Source organism: Lactobacillus sp. S2-2, from assembly GCF_021698855.1.
GTDB lineage: Bacteria > Bacillota > Bacilli > Lactobacillales > Lactobacillaceae > Fructilactobacillus.
The window spans coordinates 41,955-47,954 of the sequence record NZ_WWFA01000012.1; the positions used below are offsets into that span (position 1 = coordinate 41,955).

4 protein-coding genes and 1 rRNA gene are annotated in these 6,000 nt (G+C 32.4%); all 5 read left to right on the forward strand.

What is annotated here, in order from left to right; genetic code table 11:
- The first annotated feature begins 52 nt into the window (after positions 1-52).
- The gene (gene ftsH, locus GSH19_RS06985; RefSeq protein ID WP_237027386.1) at positions 53-2,008 is read left to right on the forward strand and encodes an ATP-dependent zinc metalloprotease FtsH; all 1,956 of its coding nucleotides are present in this window, start codon (positions 53-55) and stop codon (positions 2,006-2,008) included.
- Positions 2,009-2,061: 53 nt separating this feature from the next.
- Complete coding sequence (gene hslO / locus GSH19_RS06990; protein ID WP_237027387.1) at positions 2,062-2,952, forward strand: Hsp33 family molecular chaperone HslO; 891 nt, start codon at positions 2,062-2,064, stop codon at positions 2,950-2,952.
- A gap of 53 nt (positions 2,953-3,005) precedes the next feature.
- Entirely contained in the window at positions 3,006-3,995 is a 990-nt protein-coding gene (gene dusB, locus GSH19_RS06995; RefSeq protein ID WP_237027388.1) for a tRNA dihydrouridine synthase DusB, read from the forward strand.
- Positions 3,996-4,093: 98 nt separating this feature from the next.
- Entirely contained in the window at positions 4,094-5,569 is a 1,476-nt protein-coding gene (gene lysS / locus GSH19_RS07000; protein WP_237027392.1) for a lysine--tRNA ligase, read from the forward strand.
- A 323-nt stretch (positions 5,570-5,892) separates the two neighbouring features.
- Positions 5,893-6,000 (forward strand): 16S ribosomal RNA (locus GSH19_RS07005); the annotation flags it as partial.

A 6,000-nucleotide genomic window follows, 5' to 3' on the forward strand; every position in this document is an offset into this window, starting at 1 on the left:
ATATAAAAGTGATATCATGTAGAGCGTAATTATTAAAAATTAGGAGGACTCCATGAAAAATAATAAAAACGGATTTTTCAAAAGTAGTTTATTTTGGATAATCATTTTCCTTGTATTAATTGGAGGAATTTATACCCTTGAAGGTAGGGGTACCAACAATAATCAAGTACAACAAATTCAATCTAGTGAATTTGTAAAAAATTTAAAGGGTAAGAAGATTAAGAATTTTACTCTTCAACCAACTGCTGGTGTTTATAAAATTTCTGGAGAATATTCAACTCCTCAAAGTGTTAAACCAAGTAAAGGTAAAAGTAATTTTGTGAATAAAGTAATTGAAAAAAGTGCTGAAAAGAAAAAGGTAACTAAGTTCTCAACAACTTTATTACAAAATAATTCATCTGTTAGTGAAGTTACAAAATTAGCACAAGCTAATAATGTAAAAATGAATGCTAAACAAAAAGAATCAAATGGTTTTTGGGTTAACTTATTAGTTTCAGTTCTACCATTAATATTCATTTTCTATTTATTCTATATGATGATGAGTCAATCTGGTCAAGGTGGCGGTGGAGCCGGCGGAGTTATGAAAGCTGGAAAATCTAAAGCTAAACCAGTAAAAAGTGATGTTAGATTTGCAGATGTTGCTGGTGAAGATGAAGAAAAAGAAGAATTAGTTGAAGTAGTTGACTTCTTAAAAGATCCGAAGAAATTCACTTCACTAGGAGCGAATATTCCAAAAGGTGTTCTATTAGAAGGACCTCCAGGAACTGGTAAGACTTTACTAGCTAAAGCAGTTGCAGGTGAAGCAGGTGTTCCATTCTACTCAATTTCTGGATCTGATTTCGTTGAAATGTTTGTAGGTGTTGGTGCAAGTAGAGTAAGAGATTTATTCTCACAAGCTCAAAAAGACGCACCAGCAATTATCTTTATTGATGAAATTGATGCTGTAGGTCGCCGTCGTGGGAATGGTACTGGCGGAGGACATGATGAACGTGAACAAACATTGAACCAATTACTTGTTGAAATGGATGGTTTCTCTGGTAATTCTGGTGTTATTGTAATGGCAGCTACTAACCGTTCCGATGTGTTAGATCCAGCTTTAACTAGACCTGGTCGTTTTGATCGTAAAATTTTAGTTGGAGCTCCTGATGTTAAAGGACGTGAAGATATTCTTAAAGTTCACGCAAAATCAAAACCATTAGGTGATGATGTTGATCTTAAAGAAATCGCTAAACAAACTCCAGGTTTTGTTGGTGCGGATTTAGCTAACTTATTAAATGAAGCTGCTCTTCTTGCTGCAAGAAGAAAAGATAAAACAATTAAAGCAATTGATATGGATGAGGCAGAAGATCGAGTAATTGCTGGACCAGCTAAACGAAATCGTGTAATTAGTGAACAAGAAAGAAAGACAGTTGCTAATCATGAAGCGGGACATACAATTGTAGGATTAGTATTGAATGACGCAAGAGTTGTTCATAAGGTAACAATTGTACCTCGTGGTCGTGCTGGAGGATATGCAATTATGCTTCCAAGAGAAGACCAACAATTAATGTCTAAGAAAAATGCAATGGAACAATTAGCAGGATTAATGGGTGGAAGAACAGCTGAAGAAGTTGTCTTTAATTCGCTTTCTTCTGGAGCATCAAATGACTTTGAACAAGCAACTAATTTGGCTAGAGCTATGGTAACTCAATATGGTATGAGTGATAAATTAGGAACAGTTCAATTAGAAAGCTCAGAACAAGATCCATATAGTCCAAAGCGTTATTCAGATCAAACTGCTACTTTAATTGATCAAGAAATGAAACGTTTAATCGATGAAGCACATCAAACTGCAAAAACAATTATCGATGAAAATAGAGATAAACATAAGTTAATTGCGGATGCATTGCTTGAATATGAAACACTTGATGAAAAACAAATTTTATCATTATATGAAAATGGAACAATGACTCCACATTCTAGTGATGGTAATGCAAAAGATATAACTGAAGAAACTAAAGAAGATTAATGAAAAAACGTGAGCATTGTCTCGCGTTTTTTTATAGTATGAGAGGTATTTTTATGGAATTTAAAGACGTATTAGTAAAATCTATCAGTAAAGATAATAATTTTAGAGTTTATGCAATTAATGGAACTAATCTGGTTTCTGAAATGCAGAAAATTAATGATAACTGGAGTACAACTTCAGCTGCATTAGGACGAACTGCAATTGCAACTCTTTTATTGGCAAATTCAGTTTTAAGTGGTCGAGAATCAATGACAGTTAGAATTGATGGTAAAGGACCAGTAGGGATGATTGTTATGGATGCAGATGCTAATGGAAATGTAAAAGGTTATGCTGCTAATCCAAAGGTTAATTTACCTTTAATTGCTGATAAAAAAATTGATGTTGCAGCTGGAGTTGGAACTAATGGATTTTTAGAGGTTATGAAGAATTCTGGTGGAGATGAACCATATCGAAGTAATGTTGAATTACAAACAGGTGAAATTGGGGATGATTTCACTTATTATTTAGCTAAATCAGAACAAATTCCTTCAGCAGTCGGAGTAACTGTTGATATTGATGGACAAAATAATATTTTGGCAGCAGGTGGATATTTAATTCAAGTAATGCCAGGTGCTGATGATGATGTAATTGATAAATTAGAAAATAAAATTACTAATGCTCCAACGATTACAACAATGTTAGAAGAAGATCCTAATCCAGAACATATTCTAAATTATTTATTTGATGAAAACGAATTAAAAATATTGGACCATTTACCAGTTCAATTTAAGTGTGAATGTTCAAAAGAAAAATTCGCTAATTCAATTTCAGGTGTTTCAAATGATGAACTTCAAGCAATGATTGATGAAGATCATGGGGCTGAGGTTGTATGTAATTTTTGTGGTAGCAAATATGAATTTTCTGAAGATGAATTAAAAAATATTTTAGAGCAAAAAAATAATTAAAAATGTGATATTATATTGTTCGCTGATTTAAATGTTTTAAGAGGTGAGAATGAATGAAGTGGAAAATAGGGAATGTTGAAATAGATAATCAATTAGTTGTTGCTCCAATGGCTGGTGTTACTAATTCAGCTTTTAGAATTATTTGTAAAAATTTTGGTGCTGGATTAGTTGTATGTGAAATGATTTCTGATCGTGGAATTATGTATAACAATAAAAAAACTTTAAATATGTTAAATGTTTTACCTAATGAACATCCGATGAGTATTCAAATTTTTGGTGGAGAAAAAGAATCTTTAGTTAATGCTGCTAAATTTATTGATCAAAAAACTAATGCAGATATTATTGATATTAATATGGGATGTCCAGTAAATAAAGTTGTTAAAACTGATGCTGGTGCTAAGTGGTTATTAGATCCAAACAAAGTCTATGAAATGGTAAAGGCAGTAACTGATGCTGTTGAAAAACCAGTAACAGTTAAAATGAGAATCGGTTGGGATAAAGATCATATTTTTGCAGTTGAAAATGCATTGGCTGCTGAAAAAGCAGGTGCATCAGCTGTGGCAATGCACGGAAGAACTAGAGAACAACAATACACTGGTGAAGCTGATTGGGATATCTTGAAAAAAGTTGCTAGTGCATTAACAATTCCATTTATTGGAAATGGGGATGTTAGAACTCCAGAGCAAGCTAAATATATGTTAGAAGAAGTAGGTTGTACTGCTGTAATGGTTGGAAGAGCTGTTGAAGGGAATCCATGGTTTCTTAAACAAACTAACCATTATTTAGAGACTGGTGAATTACTTGAAGAGCCATCAGCTGAAGATAAAATAAAAATGGCAAAAGAACATTTGCATAATTTGGTTGAATTAAAAGGTGAAGTAGTTGGTCCAAGAGAATTCAGAGGACATGCTGCTTATTATTTGAAAGGTATTTCTCATGCTGCTAGAACTAAAGTCGCAGTTACAAGTGCCGAAACTGAAGAAGAAATGGATCAGATTTTAGATGATTTTATTGAGAAAAATAATAAAAGATTAGCAAGATAAAGATAATTAAAGGTTCATATGTAATCATAAAAGGCATTATGTTATGATTTAATCAGATAATAATTTGGGGGTTAAGTAAATTGGCAGAAGAAAAAAAGATGAATGACCAATTAAAAATGAGACGCCAAAAAATGGATGAGTTAAGAGAAGAAGGTATTGATCCCTTTGGAAGTGCTTACCAACCAACATATTTGGCTAAAGATTTAGATGATCAATTCGAAAATTTATCAAAAGAAGAATTAGATAATAAAGGTAAAGAGGCAGTTATTGCAGGTCGAATGATTGCAAAACGTGGTAAAGGTAAAGTTGGATTTGCTGATATTTTAGACAGAACTGGTAAAATTCAAGTTTATGTACGAAAAGATGTTGTTGGAGAAGATGTATATCATATCTTTAAACGTGCCGACTTAGGTGATTTTATTGGCTTTACTGGTGATATCATTAAAACTGATATGGGTGAACTTACAATTCGTGCTACTTCAGTTAAAATGTTATCTAAAGCTTTAAGACCATTACCTGATAAATATCATGGATTACAAGACAAAGAATCAATTTATCGTCAAAGATATTTAGATTTAATTGCTAATCGTGATAGTTTTGATCGTTTTCAAAAGAGAAGCAAAATTGTTAAAGCAATTAGAAGTTTCTTAGACAATGAAATGGATTATACTGAAGTTGAAACTCCTGTACTGCATACTCAAGCTGGTGGTGCATCTGCACGTCCATTTATTACTCATCACAATGCTTTAGATATTGATTTATATTTAAGAATTGCATTGGAATTACATCTTAAACGATTAATTGTTGGTGGAATGGGTCGAGTATACGAAATTGGAAGAGTATTTAGAAATGAAGGAATGGATAAAGATCATAATCCTGAATTTACAATGCTTGAAAGTTATGCAGAATACTTTGACTTTAAAGATGTTATGGATGAAACAGAAGGCATTTTTAGAGCAGCTGCTAAAGCAGTTAATGATGATGGAATTGTTAGTTACCAAGGAACAGAGGTTAATTTAAATAATAAATTTAATCGTATTCACATGGTAGATGCAATTAAAGAATACACAGGTGTTGATTTCTGGAAAGAAATGTCAATTGAAGATGCTAGAAAATTAGCAGATGAACATGATGTTCCATACGAAGAATATTGGAAAGTTGGACACATTATTAATGCTTTCTTTGAAAAATTTGTTGAAGATAAATTAGAACAACCAACATTTATCTATGGACATCCAATTGAAATTTCACCTCTAGCAAAGAAAAATGTTGAAGATGAAAGATTTACTGATAGATTTGAATTGTTTATTTTAGGAAATGAGTATGCAAACGCGTTTTCTGAATTGAATGATCCTATTGATCAAAGAGAAAGATTTGAAGCGCAGGTTGCTGAAAGAGAAGCAGGTAATGATGAAGCTGAAGGTATTGATGAAGATTATATCGAAGCTTTAGAATATGGAATGCCTCCAACAGGTGGGCTTGGAATAGGAATTGATCGATTAGTTATGTTGTTAACTGATGCTCCATCAATTCGTGATGTTCTATTATTTCCAACGATGAGACCAAATGAATAAAAAAAGAGATATTTAATATCTCTTTTTTTATTGACATAAAACTTAATTCAGAGTATATTATTTATTGCAGGCGAGGCAGTGATTTGAAATTAAAAAATAAATTTTAAAAATAACTTGCATGCTTGCTATAATCGTGATATATTTAAATAGTTGTCAAAAGCGAGTTAATCACTTTTGAAACTGAGTAGATCTTTGAAAACTGAACAAGATTTCGATCAATAAAGTGTAAGGAAATTTCAATTAAATTTGGAATTAAAAAACATGTGCGATGTCAATTCGCAAAAAAAAGAAACAACAAATAAGAGCTAGTAAAGTTCTCATTTTAAAATGAGAGTTTGATCCTGGCTCAGGACGAACGCTGGCGGCGTGCCTAATACATGCAAGTCGAGCGAGCTTCCGTTAATGATTTGAGATGCTTGCATCAAAATGAT